This window comes from Arthrobacter sp. Y3225209 (assembly GCF_059090685.1).
Map to the genome: position 1 here is coordinate 28,867 of NZ_JBNHFW010000027.1, position 17,374 is coordinate 46,240.

The 17,374-nt window shown below is 66.5% G+C and carries 18 protein-coding genes; 3 read left to right on the top strand and 15 right to left on the bottom strand.

Features of this window, described 5'->3' with window-relative positions:
* The first annotated feature begins 162 nt into the window (after window positions 1-162).
* Window positions 163-591 carry a DUF1844 domain-containing protein gene (locus tag AC5RVB_RS13725; RefSeq protein ID WP_423723770.1) on the top strand — a complete coding sequence of 143 codons (429 nt, stop codon included), beginning with the start codon at window positions 163-165 and terminating at the stop codon, window positions 589-591.
* An 86-nt stretch (window positions 592-677) separates the two neighbouring features.
* Here AC5RVB_RS13725 and AC5RVB_RS13730 read toward each other — a convergent pair whose 3' ends face one another.
* The 8 genes from AC5RVB_RS13730 to AC5RVB_RS13765 all read right to left on the bottom strand — a co-directional run bounded on the left by AC5RVB_RS13730 (window position 678) and on the right by AC5RVB_RS13765 (window position 6,830).
* Window positions 678-1,991, bottom strand: coding sequence for an MFS transporter (locus tag AC5RVB_RS13730; RefSeq protein ID WP_227904490.1), 1,314 nt, complete (start codon window positions 1,989-1,991; stop codon window positions 678-680).
* A 35-nt stretch (window positions 1,992-2,026) separates the two neighbouring features.
* Window positions 2,027-2,875, bottom strand: a complete 849-nt coding sequence (locus AC5RVB_RS13735) for an SseB family protein (RefSeq protein ID WP_227929022.1) — start codon at window positions 2,873-2,875, stop codon at window positions 2,027-2,029.
* Between the two features lie 2 nt (window positions 2,876-2,877).
* Window positions 2,878-3,627, bottom strand: a complete 750-nt coding sequence (gene priA, locus AC5RVB_RS13740; RefSeq protein WP_227904486.1) for a bifunctional 1-(5-phosphoribosyl)-5-((5-phosphoribosylamino)methylideneamino)imidazole-4-carboxamide isomerase/phosphoribosylanthranilate isomerase PriA — start codon at window positions 3,625-3,627, stop codon at window positions 2,878-2,880.
* A gap of 23 nt (window positions 3,628-3,650) precedes the next feature.
* Window positions 3,651-3,809, bottom strand: a complete 159-nt coding sequence (locus tag AC5RVB_RS13745; protein WP_227904483.1) for a hypothetical protein — start codon at window positions 3,807-3,809, stop codon at window positions 3,651-3,653.
* A gap of 5 nt (window positions 3,810-3,814) precedes the next feature.
* Window positions 3,815-4,453, bottom strand: coding sequence for an imidazole glycerol phosphate synthase subunit HisH (hisH, locus tag AC5RVB_RS13750; RefSeq protein WP_227904481.1), 639 nt, complete (start codon window positions 4,451-4,453; stop codon window positions 3,815-3,817).
* Entirely contained in the window at window positions 4,450-5,067 is a 618-nt protein-coding gene (hisB, locus tag AC5RVB_RS13755) for an imidazoleglycerol-phosphate dehydratase HisB (RefSeq protein ID WP_227929021.1), read from the bottom strand. Before hisB ends, hisH begins: the two co-directional genes overlap by 4 nt.
* 115 nt (window positions 5,068-5,182) lie before the next feature.
* Complete coding sequence (locus AC5RVB_RS13760; RefSeq protein WP_494142932.1) at window positions 5,183-6,283, bottom strand: histidinol-phosphate transaminase; 1,101 nt, start codon at window positions 6,281-6,283, stop codon at window positions 5,183-5,185.
* 181 nt (window positions 6,284-6,464) lie between these two features.
* Complete coding sequence (locus AC5RVB_RS13765) at window positions 6,465-6,830, bottom strand: LysM peptidoglycan-binding domain-containing protein (protein WP_227929019.1); 366 nt, start codon at window positions 6,828-6,830, stop codon at window positions 6,465-6,467.
* Between the two features lie 486 nt (window positions 6,831-7,316).
* On the opposite strand from AC5RVB_RS13765, the gene lexA reads away from it, so the two are divergent.
* The gene (gene lexA / locus AC5RVB_RS13770) at window positions 7,317-8,066 is read left to right on the top strand and encodes a transcriptional repressor LexA (protein WP_227929054.1); all 750 of its coding nucleotides are present in this window, start codon (window positions 7,317-7,319) and stop codon (window positions 8,064-8,066) included.
* Between the two features lie 114 nt (window positions 8,067-8,180).
* Here lexA and AC5RVB_RS13775 read toward each other — a convergent pair whose 3' ends face one another.
* Both AC5RVB_RS13775 and hflX read right to left on the bottom strand, forming a co-directional pair.
* Window positions 8,181-10,232, bottom strand: a complete 2,052-nt coding sequence (locus AC5RVB_RS13775) for an ATP-dependent DNA helicase (protein ID WP_494142933.1) — start codon at window positions 10,230-10,232, stop codon at window positions 8,181-8,183.
* The gene (hflX, locus tag AC5RVB_RS13780) at window positions 10,225-11,808 is read right to left on the bottom strand and encodes a GTPase HflX (RefSeq protein WP_227904471.1); all 1,584 of its coding nucleotides are present in this window, start codon (window positions 11,806-11,808) and stop codon (window positions 10,225-10,227) included. Before hflX ends, AC5RVB_RS13775 begins: the two co-directional genes overlap by 8 nt.
* Window positions 11,809-11,991: 183 nt before the next feature.
* Here hflX and AC5RVB_RS13785 point away from each other — a divergent pair, with 183 nt between their 5' ends.
* Window positions 11,992-12,609 carry a class I SAM-dependent methyltransferase gene (locus AC5RVB_RS13785; RefSeq protein WP_227904468.1) on the top strand — a complete coding sequence of 206 codons (618 nt, stop codon included), beginning with the start codon at window positions 11,992-11,994 and terminating at the stop codon, window positions 12,607-12,609.
* Here the strand turns inward: AC5RVB_RS13785 and dapF are convergent.
* From dapF to AC5RVB_RS13810, 5 genes are all read right to left on the bottom strand, one after another.
* Complete coding sequence (dapF, locus tag AC5RVB_RS13790) at window positions 12,606-13,532, bottom strand: diaminopimelate epimerase (protein WP_227904609.1); 927 nt, start codon at window positions 13,530-13,532, stop codon at window positions 12,606-12,608. The two genes, AC5RVB_RS13785 and dapF, sit on opposite strands and share 4 nt — an antisense overlap.
* 35 nt (window positions 13,533-13,567) lie before the next feature.
* The gene (gene miaA, locus AC5RVB_RS13795) at window positions 13,568-14,509 is read right to left on the bottom strand and encodes a tRNA (adenosine(37)-N6)-dimethylallyltransferase MiaA (RefSeq protein ID WP_227904466.1); all 942 of its coding nucleotides are present in this window, start codon (window positions 14,507-14,509) and stop codon (window positions 13,568-13,570) included.
* Window positions 14,510-14,516: 7 nt separating this feature from the next.
* Entirely contained in the window at window positions 14,517-16,037 is a 1,521-nt protein-coding gene (miaB, locus tag AC5RVB_RS13800; RefSeq protein ID WP_494142934.1) for a tRNA (N6-isopentenyl adenosine(37)-C2)-methylthiotransferase MiaB, read from the bottom strand.
* A 55-nt stretch (window positions 16,038-16,092) separates the two neighbouring features.
* On the bottom strand, window positions 16,093-16,899 hold the full coding sequence (locus AC5RVB_RS13805; RefSeq protein ID WP_227904462.1) for an aggregation-promoting factor C-terminal-like domain-containing protein: 807 nt from the start codon (window positions 16,897-16,899) through the stop codon (window positions 16,093-16,095).
* Window positions 16,900-16,999: 100 nt separating this feature from the next.
* Window positions 17,000-17,374, bottom strand: a 375-nt coding sequence (locus AC5RVB_RS13810; RefSeq protein WP_494142935.1) for an aggregation-promoting factor C-terminal-like domain-containing protein, incomplete at its 5' end; no start/stop codon positions are given.

The window sequence follows — 17,374 nt, forward strand, 5'->3', positions numbered from 1 at the left end:
GCAACTCTGCGGCCTTTACAGGCAGTCAGGCTGACGCGGGTGGGAGGGGACTCCGCTTGCATACCGGTTACGCCGCCTTCAGGAGAAAGTGTGATTTTCATCCCGCCCGTAGAGGGCATTGAAAGTAACGACAACCAGTCGGTCTGTGACAAGCTTACCAGTATGAGTACCCCACAGAGCAATCCGGCAGGGGAAGCAACCCGCCACTCCTTCCCCGGAACAACCGAAGAGTCCGAAACCGCTGCAGCTGCACAGCAGGAAGTCGCCGACCAGATGCGCGACATCGCCGAGGTTCCGGCCGTCGAGGTCATTACGACGGCGGCGGTCCACCTGATGAGCGCAGCAGCCGTCAAGTGCGGCCTGGCCGAAGGCGACGACGCCGAGGCCCTCAAGGACCTGGACGAGGCACGGAAACTGATCACCGCCCTGGCCGGCTTTGTCACGGCTGCCGCGCCGGAAATCGGCAGCCAGCACGCAGGACCGTTGCGTGACGGCCTGCGTTCCCTGCAGCTTGCCTTCCGCGAAGCGTCGGTAATCCAGGACGCGCCGGGCAAGGGCCCGGGCGAGAAATTCACCGGCCCCGTCAGCTAACCCGCTCCGCACCCCTTAGCGCGCCCGAAGAGCCTCACCTGGTGAAGCTCTTCGGGCGTTTTTATGCCCGGGCCGGCATGGCAGGCCTAGCGGACGGGTGCGGAACGCAGGAACAGCCGGCGGGCGGACAGCGTTGCCAGCACCAGCACCGCTGCAGCGCCGCCGGCCAGCAGGAAACCGGACCAGGGCCCGATCACGTCAATGGCCAGGCCCGCCACGGGCGCACCCAGTGCGGTACCGGCCGTCATGGAGGAGCCGTACCAGCCCATGGCTTCACCGCGCCGGTTCTCGGCCACCAGATCCGCCACCCGCTCCGAGGCTGCAGAAAGTACCGGGGCGCAGAGCAGGCCTGCGGGAATGGATAGCAGGGCCAGGCTCAGGGTGTCCGTGGCGAAGGCCATCGGCATGGTCAGCACCGCCATGGTCAGCAGCAGGGACATCGGCGAGAAGCGGCGCTTCATGGCGCCGTAGACAATCCCGCCAATGGCTGAGGCGGCACACCAGGCCACGAAAACGATGCCGACCTCGGAGGGATTTCCGCCGGCTTCCACCGAGGCCACAATCCCGACGTCGGTACTGGAGAGCAAAAGCCCTGCACCTATGGCAACGGCAAACACCACGGCCACTGCCGGGCTGAACCAGGTGAAGTTCCCGGCCACTCCGTGACGCAGCCGCTCGAACATATTCTGCGGGCCGTCGGGCAGGCCCGCACCGGTAAGCTCCATCGGCGCTTCCTGGATATTTGCCGGCGCCACCGCCACAGCGGTGGCCGCCGCAGCCTCCTGCTCGTCAACTGCGGTCACAGCCTTCTCAGGTTCCGGGGAACGCGTGGGCGGGTTGAACCAGATCAGCAGGAGCCCGGCCACGGCCGCGGAAAGTCCCACCGCGGTCAGCCCGATCACGGAGGATATCTGCGTGGCAATCACGGCCCCCAGCGCGGGGCCCATCATAAAGATGAGCTCGGTGGCGATGGAGTCGAGCGCAAAGGCGGTACGCCGCTGTTCGCCGGTGGCCAGCACACCGAGGGACTGGCGGACCACACTGAAGACCGGGAGGGTGAACACTCCGCCCACCAGTGCAAGGACCAGCAGCCACTCAAAGCTCACGTGCGGGGCCGTACTCCAGATCACTGCCTCGGCGATGACCGACGGGATCAGGGCCTTCCGGAGCCCAATGGTGTCCACCCGCCGTCCCCGCCAGGGAGCGCCCACGGCGATGCCGATGGTGACCACGGCTGCCACGGCACCTGCGGCCGCATAGCCCCGGTCCATGGTGTTCACTACATGCAGGGTGAGCAGGACGCCCGCCGCGGAATGCGGAAACCGGGCGATCATTCCGACTATCAGCAGGCGGCGGATCGGTGCGATCCGCAGCATTTCGCGGTACAGACCAAAATTCACGGCAGTTCTCTTCCGGCGGGGTTACGCCTGACGGGTCAGCGGGTGATTTTGATGTCCAGGGAATCCACGCGCTCAACAAACTCGGGGTTGGCAGTCAAACGCTGTTGCAGGGCGGCCACAATGGCCTGGATGTCCTGCGGACCAAGTCCGGGCGCAAGCTGGAGAATCATTCTAAGCTCCGGGCCGGCCCCTCCCCCGCCCACCGGTGTTCCGTCGGCGGTCCTGGAGGCGGTGCCCTGCCCCTGCTGCAGCGTTACCGCCAGGATCTGCGGGTCCGGCCCGGCGGCCGCTTCGGCCATCTCCACCAGGGCGGGGTCGGTGTAACACGGCACCCAGTCGCGCTGCTGGCCGAGCGCCCACATGGCCGGGCGGCGGACCACAAAAGTGAAATCCGCTCCCGGGTCGACCACCAGCAGCTGGGCATCCTCCGAAACAGCGGAGAGCGCTGCCCGCGGCGTATACACGGCCACCGGCCGGGCTTCGGAGTGCCAGCGTTCCAGTGCCTCAACCGACGTGAATACCGGCAGTGCCTTGCGCCCGTCCGGCGCGGTCAGGGTGACCAGCGCCATGTCCGCCTGTTTATCGGCCGTGAGTCCGTGCTCGGATTCGGTTTCCTCGCCGAGCACGGCCACAATCGGGACAAACACGCGGGCGGTGGCGAGGGAGGCCACCACCTCCGCTTCACTGCCGGTGCCGGCGATCAGCTTGGCGACGGCGTCCACGTAACCGGGATTGGCCCGTCCGTCATCGCTGTCGAAATTGTGGAGCGGATTTCCCTCACCGGCCAGGTCCCGGCCTGCCCACGGCTGCCCCGCCGAATCAGTGGGGCCGCCGGCACCGGCCAGTGCCGCAGCGATATGTCCGGGCAGTTCGCGAGCAGCCATTCTCAGCGGTCCGGGTGCCCGGCGACGTCAAAGGCCTGCGGCAGGGTGAAGGCACCGGCGTAGAGCGCCTTGCCCACAATGGTTCCTTCCAGGCCCAGGGGAACCAGCTCGCGCAGGGCTGCCAGGTCATCCAGGCTCGAGATGCCGCCGGAAGCCACCACGGGGCGGTCGGTACGCTTCAGCACCTCGCGCAGCAGCTCGATGTTCGGTCCGCGCAACGTGCCGTCCTTCGTCACGTCCGTGACCACGTAGCGCGGGCAGCCGGCTTCCTCCAGGCGGGCCAGCACCTCCCAGAGGTCGCCGCCTTCCTTGGTCCAGCCGCGTGCCGCCAGCGTGGTGCCGCGGACATCGAGGCCGACGGCGATGGCCTGGCCGTAGCGGGCAATGGCGCTGGCGGTCCACTCGGGGTTCTCCAGTGCAGCGGTGCCGAGGTTGACGCGTGCCGCACCGAGTTCCAGGGCCTTGTCCAGTGACTCGTCGTCGCGGATGCCGCCGGACAGTTCCACCTTGATGTCCAGGGATTTCACCACGCGGCTGAGCAGGTCCAGGTTGGAGCCGCGGCCGAAGGCGGCGTCCAGATCCACCAGATGGACCCAGTCCGCGCCGTCATTCTGCCAGGCAAGGGCGGCATCCAGCGGATCGCCGTAGCTGGTCTCGCTGCCGGCTTCGCCCTGCACAAGGCGCACGGCCTGGCCGTCAGCCACATCAACGGCGGGCAGGAGTTCAAGGACGGGGGTTTCGCTGAAGGGCATCTCTTGTGCTTTCGGTGGTGGGGTCAGGAGAGGTTAAGGGTCAGCAGGTAGGCACCCAGCAGGGCCATTCCGGCCAAAACCCAGAAACTGATAACAATAATTTTGGACATGCCCTGGCTGCGGAAGGACACCGCACCGCCAATCAGCAGACCGGCCAGGCCCATAAGAACAATGCTCCACATAGCCGCTAGCCCAGTGTCTTCAGCCAGTTGTTCAGCAGCGCAGCGCCGGCTTCGCCGGACTTTTCCGGGTGGAACTGGGTGGCTGACAGGGCGCCGTTCTCAACGGCGGCAATAAAGGGTCCGCCGTGGTCCGCCCAGGTGACCTGGGGCGGGCGCATGGCAGGCTGGGTGACGTCGAAGTCCCACTTCTGCACGCCGTAGCTGTGCACGAAGTAGAACCGTTCGTCCTCGAGGCCCTCGAACAGCGCTGAACCTTCCGGCGGTGTCACGGTGTTCCAGCCCATGTGGGGCACGACGTCGGCAGCAAGCCGCTCCACCACTCCGGGCCATTCGCCCATGCCCTTGGTGCGGACGCCGTGTTCCACGCCCTCCTCGAAGAGGACCTGCAGGCCCACGCAGATACCCAGCACCGGGCGCCCGCCGGCAACCCGGCGGCCGATCATGCGGAGGGCATCCACGTCTTTGAGTCCCTGCATCACGGCCGCGAAGGCACCGACGCCGGGGACCACGAGCCCTTCCGCGTTCAGGACGTCGTCGGGCCTGGCGCTGAGGGTAACGTTCGCACCGGCATGCTCAAGGGCGCGGACGGCTGAGCGGATGTTTCCGGAGCCGTAGTCCAGGACCGTGACGTTGCGGGCACTCACAGGGCGCCCTTCGTGGACGGAATTCCCTCTACCCGCGGATCCGATTCCACGGCGGCGCGAAGGGCGCGGGCGAAGGCCTTGAACTGCGCTTCGACAATGTGGTGCGGGTCCCGCCCGCCCAGCACCCGCATGTGCAGGCAGATCTGGGCGTGCAGGGTGATGGCTTCAAACACGTGCCGGGTAAGCGAGCCGGTGAAGTGCCCGCCGATCAGGTGGTATTCCTGTCCGGCCGGTTCGCCGGAATGCACCAGGTAGGGGCGTCCGGAGATGTCGACGACGGCGTGGGCCAGCGCCTCGTCCAGCGGAACAGTAGCCTCGCCGAACCGGCGGATGCCTGCCTTGGTGCCCAGGGCGGTCTTGAGTGCCTCGCCGATGCTGATGGCAATGTCCTCGACCGTGTGGTGGACATCGATGTGCGTGTCGCCGGTGGCCCGGACGGTGAGGTCCATCAGGGAGTGCTTGGCCAGCGCGTTCAGCATGTGGTCGTAGAACGGCACGGAGGTGCTGATGTCTGCGCGGCCGGTGCCGTCCAGGTCCAGTTCAACGAGGACGGACGATTCACTCGTGGTCCGCTCAAGGCGGGCAGTGCGTCCGGTAGCGGTCTCCACAGTCATGGGGTTCCTTCAGGAAGGTCGGGGTCGGAGCAATGGACAAAGCTCCGGCAGGTTCTCAGTTTAGTCCCGGTGCGGCCGGGTCCCGGAATCGTGGCCGCCGCGGACGGCGGGCCGTTCAGGCCGGAAGCAGGGACCGCAGCACGGTAAGGAAGGTATCCGTTTCAGCTTCCGTACCGGCCGTGACGCGGAGATGGCCCTCAATGCCGATGTCCCGAACCAGGACGCCGGCTTCCAGTAGGCCTTCCCAGACAGCGCGGGGGTTCTCCATGCCGCCGAAGAGCACGAAGTTTGCGTCCGAGGGTGCGGGGTCCAGTCCGAGGTCCGTCAGCTCCCGCACGATCCGGTCACGCTGGCCCTTAATGTCCTCCACATTGGAAAGGAGGGCATCGGCATGGGTCAGCGCGGCGTTGGCCGTGGCCTGGGTGATGGCCGAGAGGTGGTAGGGCAGCCGGACCAGGCGCAGGGCATCCGCAATCTGGGGTGCTGCAGCCAGGTATCCGATCCGAGCCCCGGCCAGGGCAAAGGCCTTGGACATGGTGCGGGAAATGATCAGGCGTTCCCGTCCCGGCAGCAGCTGCAGGGCGCTGGGGGTATCGGCGTGGGAGAACTCCGCGTAGGCCTCATCAACCACCACGATGGCGTTGGACGCTTCGCCCGCTTCGTAGGCAGCTTCGATGACGTCCAGGCCAAGGGCCGTTCCCGTGGGATTATTCGGCGTGCACAAAATGATGATGTTCGGTGCCTGGGCACGAATCTGCGCGGCGGCCGATTCCGGGGTCAGGGAGAAATCCGCTTCCCGGGTGCCGGTGACGTAGGCGGTGCCGGTACCGCTGGCAAGCAACGGGTACATGGAGTAGGTGGGCGGGAAGCTCATGGCCGTCCGGCCGGGACCGCCGAAAGCCTGCAGGATCTGCTGGAGAACCTCATTGGAACCGTTGCCTGCCCAGATGTTCTCCGGCACCAGCCCGTGGCCGAGGTACCGTGCCAGGTTTTCCCTCAACTGCGTGAATTCTCGGTCCGGGTAGCGGTTCAGCCCGCCGACGGCGGACTCCACTTCGGCAACGATGGCCCGGCGCACGTGCTCGGGCAGTCCATGGGTGTTTTCGTTGACGTTCAGCAGGATCGGCACATCCAGCTGCGGGGCCCCATAGGGCGTCAGGCCTCTGAGGTCATCGCGCAGGGGAAGTCGGTTCAGGTTTTCCAGCTGTTCACTCACCAGTACAGCTTAAGGCGCTGCGGGGACAGTTCCGGAATCCGGGCCGCCTGCCTGCACTTCTAAGTCCCTCCATGAAGAACGCTCCCTAGGCGGAGACCGGTCCCCGGATAAAGACCAGTCCGCGAGCCTGAGGCAGGGGACGGCTCCCGCATGCAGCACGCAGGAGCCCGGTTCCCGAAGGTCAGCGCGTCACCGGGATGTAGAGCTGGCGGCCGGCCGGCACAGTGGCATCATCCAGGTTGTTCAGTTCCACGATGTCGGCAACTACGGTGCGGGGATCCCGGTCAGGGGCGAATTCCGTGGCGAGAGACCACAGGGATTCCCCGTTCGAAACGCTCACCTGGATAGTGCGGGTCTGCTCCGGGGAGTTGCCCGAGGCCATGGCGGGTGCGGTGAAGAATCCAATGAAGACCAGCAGGGCGGCCGAGGTCAGCATCAGCGGTGCTCCAACCAGGAGAAGCCGGCCCCGGCGGGTGAGGCGCAGAGGTGCCTGGGATAAAGCGGGTGCGGCTGCAGAAGGAACAGCGGGAAGTACGTGTACTGACATGTCAATACCTTTCCGGTCCGAAGCGCAGAGCTGCCGCCGTCCGCCCGCAATAAGCACGGGAGGAAACACTGCGGCTCGAAACTGCATTCGAACATCTGGTGGAGCCACCGAGGTGTCGGCAGCCCGGACTCGAACGTATGTTCTAAGTTGTACTCGAACATTTCTAGCACTTATCTACGAACAATGTCGAGACTCGCTCGAATATATGTTTGATAAACGTGCTGCGCTCCCCTAGCGTTGAACCCATCGGAAGCGGCTGGAACCAACTAACCATCCGCCTCTGACAAAACGGCCGGGACCGGACAAAGACCGGGCTGCAGCACCGCCCGGACAGAACCAGACCGCCAGATTCAAACCGCCAGAACCGCCAGAACCAACCGGCCCGCAACCGCGGGCCGTCCGTGAAGGGAAGCCGACGTGGCCCGCAGGACTGTTTCCAATGGCAGCACCCCTCCCCCTGCCGCGCCGGCAGGCCGCTCCAAGGGCCTGACTGCGCGCCAGACCAAGATCCTGGAAACCATCCAGCGTTCGGTTAGCACCAACGGCTACCCGCCGTCCATGCGCGAGATAGGCGACATTGTCGGTCTGGCGAGCCTTTCCAGCGTCACCCACCAGCTGAGCCAGCTGGAGAAACTCGGTTACATCCGCCGCGACCCCAAGCGCCCCCGGGCCATGGAGATCCTGGTTCCGCTGCTGCTGCGCGATGCCGGTTCCTCCCGTAACGGCGAGGCCCCCGGCGCTGAGTCCGCAGGCACCTCCGGTTCCGGCAATGCCGTCACACGTCAAAGCTCCGCGCAGGACGGGTCCGCTACCGGCGTGGCCGGCTCAGGCGGCGCGGTGGCAGACCTCACCACGGCAATCGACACGGCCATGGTGCCCCTGGTGGGACGGATCGCCGCAGGCGGGCCCATCCTTGCCGACCAGCAGGTTGAAGAAGTGGTTCCCCTGCCCCGCCAACTCGTGGGTCACGGTGACCTGTTTATGCTCCGGGTTGCCGGTGACTCCATGGTCGATGCGGCCATTTGCGACGGCGACTGGGTGGTGGTGCGGCGCCAGCCCACCGCCGAGAACGGTGACATCGTCGCGGCCCTGCTGGAGGACGAGGCCACGGTCAAGACGTTCCGCCAGCGCAACGGGCACACCTGGCTGCTGCCGCAGAACACGCGCTACGAACCGATTCTGGGCGACGAAGCGACCATCATGGGCAAAGTCGTATCGGTTATGCGTTCCCTCTAGGCTCCAGACCGAAATACCCACAGGGACTAAACAGCAGTGCCCCGGCTACCGGCCGGGGCACTGCTGTTTAACGGCACGTGTTTATCCGCGCGCATATCGACTGGTCCAGCCGGGTCATCTTCCCGCGTCCGCTGGCTGCCCGGCGAGCCGCTGCAGTGCCTGCAGGACCACGGCCCGGTCGGTCGTGGCCCAGAAGGGCGGCAGGGCTGCCCGCAGGAAGCTGCCGTACCGGGCGGTGGCCAGGCGGGAATCAAGCACCGCAACCACGCCTTTGTCGCCGGAAGCCCGGATCAGCCGGCCGGCGCCCTGTGCCAGCCGCACGGCGGCGTGGGTGGCGGAAACGCTCATAAAGCCGTTGCCGCCCGCCTTGGCCACGGCACGGGTGCGGGCGGTCATCAGCGGATCATCCGGGCGCGGGAACGGGATCCGGTCCATAATCACCAGCCGGCAGGAGGCTCCCGGAACGTCAACACCCTGCCAGAGGGACATGGTGCCGAACAGACAGGTCTCGTCATCCTCCGCAAACTGTTTGACCAGGGCGGACATGGTGGATTCACCCTGGCACAGGATGGGGAAATCCACGCGGGAACGCAGCGCCTCGGCGGCTTCCTCGGCCGCCCGGCGGGAGGAGAACAGTCCCAGCGCACCGCCTCCGGAGGCCTTGATCAGGGCCTCAATCTCGTCGAGCTGTTCCGGCGAGGTTCCACGTCCCGGTTTGGGCAGGTCCTTCGCCACGTACAGCACACCCTGGCGGGGGTAGTCGAAAGGGCTGCCGACGTCGGTGCCCGTCCATTTCGGGGCACCGGCACCCAGGAGTCCCAGCGCGCCGGCCACGGGGCCGAACTCGGCGCCGATGGCAAGGGTCGCCGAGGTCAGGACCACGGTATGCCCGTCGAAGAGTCCCTCCCGCAGCCGGCCTGCCACGGACAACGGGGCCACGTTGATGACGGGCGGCGAATCCTCTTCGGGCGCGGTGTAGCCGGCGCCGGGCGCAAAAGTGCTCGTCCGCGATGCCCAGACGACCTCGCCGGAATTGCCGGCATCGAGGATGCGTTCGCACATTTCCTGCACAGCCAGCAGCCGTGAGCGGGCCATCTGCCGCCCGCCGTCCACTGCATCCGGGCCTTCGGGTTTGGAATCCGACAGCGCCGTCCGGGTGGATTCTCGGACATGGCCGAGCACCATTTCCTGGTCCTCGGACAGGCCGGCGGCCAGCAGGCCCGAGGGTACCGGCGCAAAGACCTGGTCGAAGGCACGCCCGGCCGCAGCAAGAGGCTCAAGGCTCGCGGAGGTGTGTTTGCGGGCGGCCGCTACCGCTGCGGCGATGATGGTGCCGGAGAGCTGTCCGGTGACGGCTCCCGTGACGCGGTCCTGGAGTTCGTGCGCTTCGTCAATGACCACTACGTCGTAGTCGGGCAGCACGGCCAGGCCTTCGAAGGCGGCAATGGCAAGCATGGCGTGGTTGGTGATCACCAGATCAGCTACTGCCGCCTTGGCCCGCGCCCGTTCGCTAAAGCACTCTTCAGCCACCGGGCATTTCTGCGCGCCCAGGCATTCCATGGAAGTCACTGAAACCTGCCGCCAGGCGCGGTCGCTGACACCGGGAAGCAGCTCGTCCCGGTCCCCGGTCTCTGTTTCCTGGGCCCACTCCCGCAACCGGACAACATCGCGGCCCAGGGCCGACGTCGGTCCGGAAGCAGGCGCAGGGTGCGGCACGGCCTGGTCCTCACCGAGCATAAAGAGCGTGCCGGCGTCGTCGTCCTCGTCCGGGAAACCGCCGCCGGTCTTATGAACGCAGACATAGTTGCTGCGGCCCTTGAGCAGCGCTACGTCCACCTCACGGGGCAGCTTGGGCTCGAGGGTCTTCAGCAGTCGCGGGAGGTCCCGTCCCACAATCTGGGACTGCAGGGCCAGCGTGGCGGTGGAAACCAGCGCCGGCTTATCGCTTTCAAGCGCGTGCGCAATCAGCGGAATGAGGTAGGCGAGGGATTTGCCGGTGCCGGTTCCGGCCTGGACCAGCAGGTGATCGCCCGTCTCGATGGCCTCAGCCACCTGACGGGCCATCTCATGCTGGCCCGGGCGGTTTTGGCCGCCCATGGCCGAGACTGCGGTGTCCAGCAGATCCAGGACCTGTTCCGGCCCCTGAGTGTCGCCCTTTTTACGCATGGGCGACAAACGGCTCCAGTTCGGCAGCCAGGCCCTCACGAACCATAACGTGCAGCCGGGTCCCCGTTTCCCCGTGCTCCATGGAAAGAATCTCCGCATCCTGCTGGTGCAGACGGGAGACGACGTCGCCGCGCTCGTAGGGCACCAGCAGTTCCAGGTCCACTCCGGGGCGGGGAATTCCTTCGGAAATAGCCTGCAGCAGCTCCGGGATCCCTTCCCCGGTGCGTGCGGAAACCACCACGTGGCGGCTCTCGCGCTGGCGCAGCCGTTCCAGCACGTACGGATCGGCGGCGTCGGCCTTGTTCAGGACGATGATCTCCGGCACCTTGCGGGCATCCACCTCGGCCAGCACCGTGCGGACCGCGGCTATCTGTCCTTCAGGGTCCGGGTGCGATGCGTCCACCACGTGCAGGATCAGATCGGCGTCTGCCACTTCCTCCAAGGTGGAGCGGAAAGCCTCTACCAGCTGGGTGGGAAGGGACCGGACAAAACCGACGGTGTCCGCCAGTGTGTAGCCGATACCGTCTTCGGTCTGGGCCTTGCGGATGGTGGGGTCCAGGGTGGCGAACAGGGCGTTCTCCACCAGGACCCCGGCGTCGGTCAGCCGGTTGAGCAGGGAGGACTTGCCTGCGTTGGTGTAGCCGGCAATGGCCACGGAGGGGACGGCGTTGCGCTGCCGGTTGGCCCGCTTGGTTTCCCGGGCCGGCTTCATGCCGGCGATTTCGCGGCGGAGCTTGGCCATGCGGGTGCGGATCTTCCGCCGATCCAGTTCGATCTTGGTTTCACCGGGTCCGCGCGAGCCCATGCCGGCGCTTGCGCTGCCCACTTGGCCGCCGGCCTGGCGGGACATGGACTCGCCCCAGCCGCGCAGGCGGGGAAGCAGGTATTCCAGCTGTGCCAGTTCCACCTGCGCCTTGCCCTCACGCGACTTGGCGTGCTGGGCAAAGATGTCCAGGATCAGGGCGGTACGGTCAATGACCTTGACCTTGACTATGTCTTCCAGGCCGCGGCGCTGTGACGGGGCCAGCTCGCTGTCCACAATCACGGTGTCGGCACCGGTGGCCATCACAATGTCCTTGAGTTCCTGTGCCTTGCCGGAACCGAGGAAAGTGCCGGGGTCCGGCTTCAGGCGCCGCTGGATGATCCCGTCCAGGACCTCGGAGCCGGCGGTCTCTGCCAGTGCTGCGAGTTCCTTCAGGGAGTTTTCGGCGTCGGCAGCGGTGCCTTCGCTCCACAGTCCGGCCAGGACAACCCGTTCCAGCCGAAGCTGGCGGTATTCGACTTCAGTAACGTCTTCGAGTTCGGTGGAAAGGCCGGCGACGCGGCGCAGTGCGCGGCGTTCCTCCAGATCCTGCTGTTCACCGTCGTGGACGGAGTGTTCTTCACCGGATTCCGCGAGTGCCAGTGCGCGTCCGCGGCGCTGGTCGCTGCCGGACGCGGTTTTGGTTTCAACCGCACTTTCCTTCGAGAGGATCCTGTCGATGACGCCCTGGATGTCCGCGGGACTCAGTTCCGGCGTGGAACCTGCTGCGGAGCCGTCCCCGGAATTCAGGGCACGGGAGTTGTTGATGGTCATAATCTCCTTATGAGGATGTACTTAACATGGTAGGCCAGATAACGGACATTTCCCGGGCCACCATTCTCAGCAGAAACCTGCCGGCACCGCAATGGATTTCCAGCCTCTGCACTGTTCCTTACAACGGCTGCGGAGCCGCGGAAATTCCGCAGCGGACCCGCACAGCGACTAATCTGGACTGTTATGGGTTCAGACCACTATTTCTCTTCCACTCCGTCCGGACCCGAGGTCCGCAAGCCCCTGCGCGTCACCCTTGCCGGGTCCGAACGGGTGCTGCAGACCGCCGGCGGAATCTTCAGTCCCGACGGCATTGACAAGGGCACCGCCGTCCTCCTGGAGGAAGTCCCCGCGCCCCCGGCCACGGGCAACCTGCTGGATATTGGCTGCGGCTGGGGCCCCATAGCCCTGACGCTGGCCCTGCGCTCCCCCGCGGCCCGGATCTACGCGGTGGACGTCAATGAACGCAGCCTCGGCCTCACACGGGACAATGCGGCGGCGCTGGGCTGCGACAACGTCCTTACTTCCCTGCCGCAGGACGTGGACCCGGACGTCCGCTTCGACACCATCTGGTCCAACCCGCCCATCCGGATTGGCAAGGAAGAGCTGCATGCCCTGCTGATGCTCTGGCTGCCGCGGCTGGCTTCCGGCGGCACTGCCTGGCTGGTGGTGCAGAAAAACCTCGGGTCGGATTCGCTGCAGCGCTGGCTGGCCGAAGCGCTGCCGGCCGGGTTCGCCGTAACCCGGCACAGCACCGCAAAAACCTTCAGGATCCTGAAGGTGCACCGCTCCGACGCTGCCTAGAGCAGCATCCCCCGGGCCACCAGCACTGCCGGACCGCTGAGTTCCACGTGTTCGCGGCCTTCCGGGCCGGCCAGGAACCGGACGCCGACGACGCCGCCCGGGACGGTTACTGCCCAGCTGTCCGGAGCCTGGGCGCCGGCCCAGAAACGGACGGCCACGGCAGCCGCGCAGGCACCGGTGCCGCAGGACAGGGTCTCCCCCACGCCGCGTTCGTGTACGCGCATGGTCACCAGGCCCACGCCGTCTTCAACCAGCGGCTCCGCGGGGACTACGAATTCCACGTTGGTGCCGTGCTCCGGTTCGGGCTGTACCGACGGCGGCGCGGTCAGGTTGGTGCCGGCAAGTTCGCTGAGTTCGGCGAGGGCAACCACGGTGTGCGGGTTGCCCATATTCACCGACAGCCCCGGGCGGGGCACCTCGAGTCCCCCGGCGTTTACGACGGCGTCCATGGCCTTCGCAGCGGCGTGGTCCGGGTAGATGAATTCCCACGGTCCCATGTCCACGGCGTAGCCGCCGGAGATGCGGCTCACCGTCTTCAGCCCTGCACGGGTGCCGATGGCCAGGCTCTCCCCCTCGCCGAGTTCCAGCAGGTGTTCTTCAAGCAGGAAGTGGACGAATACTCGCACTCCGTTGCCGCACATCTCCGAGACACTGCCGTCGGAATTGCGGTAATCCATGAACCATTCCGCCTCCGGCGCCGTCTCCAGCAGGGCTCGGCCCTCGGCGACGAATTCGGAGCGGACCGCCCGGATGAACCCGTCGGCCCCGACCCCGCGGTGCCGGTCGCAGACCGCTGCAACCTCGTCAGCCGTCAGGTTCCGGGAACCGTCAACGTCGGCGATGAGGACAAAATCGTTTCCGGTACCGTGCCCCTTCGCGAAGGGAAGTCCGGCGAGGGACGCCGGGAGGCCGGAAGCGGACAGGGAAGCGGCAGGGCTCGAAGCAGCAGAAGTATTGGTCACTCACCAAGGATACTGGGCCGGCCCCACCCGCGGACGGCCTCGGTTGCCCGGTGGAGCAGTTGCGGGTCGTCATGGTCCAGCCAGGTGATACGCGGATCGGCACGGAACCAGGTGAGCTGGCGGCGGGCGAACTGCCTGGTGGCCACCACCGTAGCGTCTGCCGCGTCCGGCACGGATAACTTCCCGTCCAGTACCGCCAGGAACTGGGCATACCCCAGGGCCCGCGACGCGGTCCGGCCGGAGCGCAGTCCCTGCGGCTCCAGCCGGCGGACCTCCTCCAGCAGGCCCTGCTCCACCATGGCATCCACGCGGCGGGCAAGGCGCTCATGCAGGACGGGACGCTCCACCCGCAGTCCGAGCTGGATGGTTGGCCGCACGTACTCGCGCACCGGCATAAAGGAACTGAACGGGCGGCCGGTCAGTTCGATGACTTCCAGCGCCCGGACCACCCGCCGCGCGTCACTGATCCGTTCTGCCGAAACCGGGTCCGCTTCCTGCAGCCGGGCCCGGAGCGCCGGCAGTCCCAGCGTTTCCAGGTCGGCTTCAATCCGGGCACGGACTGCCGGATCGGTGCCGGGGAATTCCAGCACGTCCAGAGCCGCGCGGACATACAGCCCGGAACCGCCCACCAGGATGGGGAACCTGCCGCGGGCACTGATGTCCCGGATGAGCTCACGTGCCTGCGTCTGGAACGCCGAAACACTGGCTTCCTCAGTGACGTCCATGATGTCCAGCAGGTGGTGCGGCACGCCGCGCCGTTCGGCTTCGGTGATTTTGGCGGTGCCGATGTCCATACCACGGTAGAACTGCATGGAATCGGCGTTGATCACCTCGCCGCCCAGTTCCAGTGCCAGGGCCACCCCCAGATCGGATTTCCCCGATCCGGTGGGTCCGACGACGGCGATGACCGGCAGCCCGGCCGGCTGCGCAGAGTTCATGGGTGCCTCAGGAACGCGGCGGCAGGACAGGCATGCCCAGCGACACGCCCTTGCGGGTGCCCGCGGGCCCTGCCGGAACACCGCAGGAATCCGCCTGGACCCTGTCCCATGCGTCTCCTGCCCGGGACCGGCGCAGTGAGTAATCCGCCGCGGTTGCCGGGTCTGAAATCAGGTGGAAGGCAGCGGCCGCGGTGACCGGAACCGTTACCAGGTCACCCGGACGGGGAACCGGGGCGCCCTCGGGCACGGAGAAGTGCACCAGGCGCTGGTCCCGGGACCGGCCCGAAAGCCTGCCGGTTTCTTCCGATTTGCGCCCCGAACCGGCGGTCACCATGACCTCAACGGTGGTGCCAACCTGCTTGGCGTTCTCCTCGGCGGCAATGCGGTCCTGCAGGGCGGTGAGCCGTTCAAAGCGTTCCTGCACCACCGTTTTGGGCAGCTGGTCCGGCAGGTCAGCCGCCGGGGTGCCCGGGCGTTTGGAGTACTGGAAGGTAAACGCGGTGGCAAAGCGGGACTGCTCCACCACGTCCAGGGTGGCCTGGAAGTCTTCTTCGGTTTCCCCGGGGAAGCCCACAATGATGTCGGTGGAGATAGCGGCGTGCGGCATGCGTTCACGGACCCGGTCCAGTATCCCGAGGAACTTTTTGGACCGGTAGGAGCGGCGCATGTCCTTGAGGACCTTGTCGGAGCCGGACTGCAGCGGCATGTGCAGCTGGGGCATAACATTGGGCGTTTCGGCCATCGCCTCGATGACGTCATCGGTGAAGGCTGCCGGGTGCGGGCTGGTGAACCGGACCCGTTCCAGGCCCTCGATCTCGCCGCAGGCACGCAGCAACTTCGCGAAGGCGCCGCGGTCGCCGAATTCCACGCCGTAGGAGTTCACGTTCTGGCCCAGGAGGGTCACCTCGATGGCGCCGTCGTCCACCAGTGCCTTGATTTCAGCCAGGATCTCCCCCGGCCTGCGGTCGCGTTCCTTGCCGCGCAGGGACGGGACAATGCAGAACGTACAGGTGTTGTTGCAGCCCACGGAAATGGACACCCAGCCCGAGTACACCGAGTCCCTTTTGGTGGGCAGCGTGGAGGGGAAGACATCCAGGGATTCCAGGATTTCCAGTTCCGCTTTGGCGTTGTGCCGGGCCCGCTCCAGCAGGGCAGGCAGCGAGCCGATGTTGTGGGTGCCGAAGACGGCATCGACCCAGGGCGCCTTGCGCAGGATGGTCTCGCGGTCCTTCTGTGCCAGGCACCCTCCCACGGCAATCTGCATCCCCGGGCGGCGTTCCTTGACGGGCGCCAGGAGCCCCAGGTTTCCATAGAGCTTGTTGTCTGCGTTCTCGCGGACTGCGCAGGTGTTAAAGACCACGATGTCCGCCTGGTCGCCGTCGGCGGCAACATATCCGGCGTCTTCGAGCAGGCCGGAGATACGTTCGGAATCGTGCACATTCATCTGGCAGCCGAAGGTGCGGACCTGATAGGTGCGCGGGCTTGGCTGCAGTGCATCGGGGGCAGGGGAAGAAACAGTCACACTCACCCTCCTAGGGTACGTCCACCCATGCTCCGGCCCCGAATACCGCCGCGGATTATTCTCAGTACCAGTTGTTGGCGTAGTGGAAATTCAGGGCGCTGCAGGGTGTGCCGTAGCGCGAGGAGATGTAGTCCAGGCCCCAGTTGATCTGCGTCCGGTAACTGGTCTGCCAGTCGGTTCCGGCCGATGCCATCTTCTCCGCCGGCAGGGACTGCGCAATGCCGTACGCTCCACTGCTGGCATTGGTGGCGCTAGTGAGCCATTCCGATTCCTTGGTCCAGAGCGTATCCAGGCAGCTCAGCTGGGATGCCTCCCAGCCGCGCTGTGCCAGGGCGGAGGCGGCATAGGCCTTCGCGGCGGCGGGATCATCCACGGGGGTGGCGGCGCGGGCCGCGGCCTCCGCGGCTTCAGCTTCCGCGGCTGCAGCTGCTTCTGCCTCGGCGGCTGCTGCCGCCGCTGCCGCCGCTGCCTCAGTCTGGTCGGTGCCGGGATTTCCCGTGCCGGGTTCCCCGGCAGCTTCAGCCGCCGGAGCACCGGTCTCCACGGCTTCGTCCCCGGAGGCGGGGGCGCCGCCGTCGTTCCCGCGGTCGTCCGATGGCTCGCTCTGCCCGGAGCCGGATGCCGGGCCATAGCCGGCGGGGTCCGGGGTGTCTTCGGAAGCAAGCAGCGGTACAGCCAGGCTCACCAGCTGCACCCCGGCCGAAGATCGTAGGCTGGCGCCGGCAGCCGTTCCCAGGGCCGCACCGGACACCCCGAGTACGGCTACCGATCCGAGGGTGGCGGCGGCTCCCGCCCGAAGGCGGCGGCGCCGGCGCAGGGCGCGGCGGATACGGGTCTGTTCGCGGCGTGAAGAATCAAGTGAAGTCACAAGCGCTGGACGCTACCGGAGTTTTCTGGGAATAGTCTCAAAACGGTAACGGCAGCTCTTGACAACATCCGGCTGGCGTGGGCGGGGCAGAACGCCGGGGTTAATACCAGTTGACCTCTTCGGAATGAGCCCAGGCGGCGCAGGGCGATCCGTACCTGTACTTGATGTAGTCCAGCCCCCAGTTAATCTGCGTCCGATAGTTCGTCTGCCAGTCAGCACCGTGGGTTGCCATTTTGCTGCCGGGCAGGGACTGCGGAATGCCGTAGGCGCCGCTGTAGGGATTGGCGGCGTTGGTGCGCCAGTTCGACTCGCGGTTCCAGAGATTGACCAGGCAACGGAACTCGTTCCCGTCCCACCCGAAACTCGCCATTCTGCCCGCGGCGTAGTTCTGTGCTCCCGCCGGATCGTTCACCGGTGCTACGGGTGCGGGAGGCGCCGGAGCCGGCGCCACCGGGGCCGGCGAAGGCGCGACGGG

Coding starts and splice junctions, on each gene's coding strand:
- AC5RVB_RS13725 (WP_423723770.1), top strand. CDS start 163: ATGAGTACCCCACAGAGCAATCCGGCAGGGGAAGCAACCCGCCACTCC.
- AC5RVB_RS13735 (WP_227929022.1), bottom strand. CDS start 2,875: ATGGCTGCTCGCGAACTGCCCGGACATATCGCTGCGGCACTGGCCGGT.
- priA (WP_227904486.1), bottom strand. CDS start 3,627: ATGCCCTTCAGCGAAACCCCCGTCCTTGAACTCCTGCCCGCCGTTGAT.
- AC5RVB_RS13745 (WP_227904483.1), bottom strand. CDS start 3,809: ATGTGGAGCATTGTTCTTATGGGCCTGGCCGGTCTGCTGATTGGCGGT.
- hisB (WP_227929021.1), bottom strand. CDS start 5,067: ATGACTGTGGAGACCGCTACCGGACGCACTGCCCGCCTTGAGCGGACC.
- AC5RVB_RS13765 (WP_227929019.1), bottom strand. CDS start 6,830: ATGTCAGTACACGTACTTCCCGCTGTTCCTTCTGCAGCCGCACCCGCT.
- AC5RVB_RS13775 (WP_494142933.1), bottom strand. CDS start 10,232: ATGCGTAAAAAGGGCGACACTCAGGGGCCGGAACAGGTCCTGGATCTG.
- hflX (WP_227904471.1), bottom strand. CDS start 11,808: ATGACCATCAACAACTCCCGTGCCCTGAATTCCGGGGACGGCTCCGCA.
- AC5RVB_RS13785 (WP_227904468.1), top strand. CDS start 11,992: ATGGGTTCAGACCACTATTTCTCTTCCACTCCGTCCGGACCCGAGGTC.
- miaA (WP_227904466.1), bottom strand. CDS start 14,509: ATGAACTCTGCGCAGCCGGCCGGGCTGCCGGTCATCGCCGTCGTCGGA.